General features: G+C 63.1%; 1 protein-coding gene. It reads left to right on the top strand.

The window, feature by feature from the left end; genetic code table 11:
- A partial coding sequence (locus tag C7411_RS36785; RefSeq protein WP_181431425.1) for an APC family permease occupies positions 1 to 1,478 on the top strand: 1,478 nt, incomplete at both ends.

Raw genomic sequence — 1,478 nt, 5'->3', positions numbered from 1 at the left:
CAACGGAACATCGGCCCGTTCGCGCTGATGTTCACCGGCCTCGGGTCGATCATCGGTTCGGGCTGGCTGTTCGGCGCGTGGAAGGCGGCGAAAATTGCAGGTCCGGCGGCGGTTTGCGCGTGGATCATCGGCGCCGTGGTCATTCTGGCCATCGCGCTCACCTACGCCGAACTCGGTGCGATGTTCCCGGAGTCGGGCGGCATGGTCCGCTACGCCCGCTACTCGCACGGCGCACTGGTGGGCTTCATCAGCGCGTGGGCCAACTGGATCGCCATTGTCTCGGTGATCCCGATCGAAGCCGAAGCCTCGATCCAGTACATGAGCACCTGGCCCTATGCGTGGGCGCACGCGCTCTTCGTCGACGGGTCATTGACCCATTCGGGGCTCGCGCTCTCCGCGATTCTCGTGATCATCTACTTCATGCTCAACTATTGGGGCGTGAAGCTGTTCGCGCGCGCCAACAGCGCGATCACGATCTTCAAGTTCATCATCCCGGGTCTGACGATCGTCGGCCTGATGGCTGGAAGCTTCCACCATGAGAATTTCGGCGAAACGACCACGTTCGCCCCGTATGGCCGGTCGGCGGTGTTCACGGCGGTCGCCACGAGCGGCATCGTGTTCGCGTTCAACGGCTTCCAGAGCCCGATCAACCTCGCGGGCGAAGCGCGCAATCCGGCCAGGAGCGTGCCCTTTGCCGTGATCGGCTCGATCCTCTGCGCACTCGTGATCTACGTGCTGCTGCAGATCGCCTATATCGGCGCGGTCAATCCGGCCGACGTCGCGAAGGGCTGGAACACGTTCAACTTCAAGTCGCCGTTCGCGGAACTCGCGATCGCGCTGAACCTGAACTGGCTCGCGATCCTGCTCTACGTCGATGCATTCGTGAGCCCGAGCGGCACCGGCACGACCTACATGGCGACGACCTCGCGCATGATCTACGCGATGGAGCGCAACAACACGATGCCGAAGATGTTCGGCAACGTGCACCCGTTCTACGGCGTGCCGCGCAACGCGATGTGGTTCAACCTGCTCGTCTCGTTCATCTTCATGTTCTTCTTCCGCGGCTGGAGCTCGCTGGCGGCGGTGATCTCGGTGGCGACGGTCATTTCGTACCTCACGGGTCCGATCAGCCTGATGGCGCTCAAGCGCGCCGCCACGGACATCGAGCAGCCGCTGCGCGTGCCGTTCATGAAGGTGATCGCGCCGTTCGCATTCGTCTGTGCGTCGATGATCCTGTACTGGGCAAAGTGGCCGCTGACCGGCGAAATCATTCTGCTGATGGTCGTGGCGCTGCCGGTGTACTTCTACTTCCAGGGCAAGCAGGGCTATGAAGGCTGGGGCCAGGATCTGAAGGCGGCATGGTGGCTGTGCGCGTACCTGCCGATCATGGCGCTCCTTTCGCTCGTCGGCAGCAGGCAGTTCGGCGGCAGCGGTCTGCTTCCCTACGGCTGGGACATGCTGGTCGTCGCGCTGGTCTC

The organism is Paraburkholderia silvatlantica (genome assembly GCF_003096715.1).
In the GTDB taxonomy this organism is placed as follows: Bacteria; Pseudomonadota; Gammaproteobacteria; order Burkholderiales; family Burkholderiaceae; genus Paraburkholderia; species Paraburkholderia silvatlantica.
Note: the sequence above shows the minus strand (reverse complement) of the source record. Positions and strands in the feature narration are given on the sequence as shown.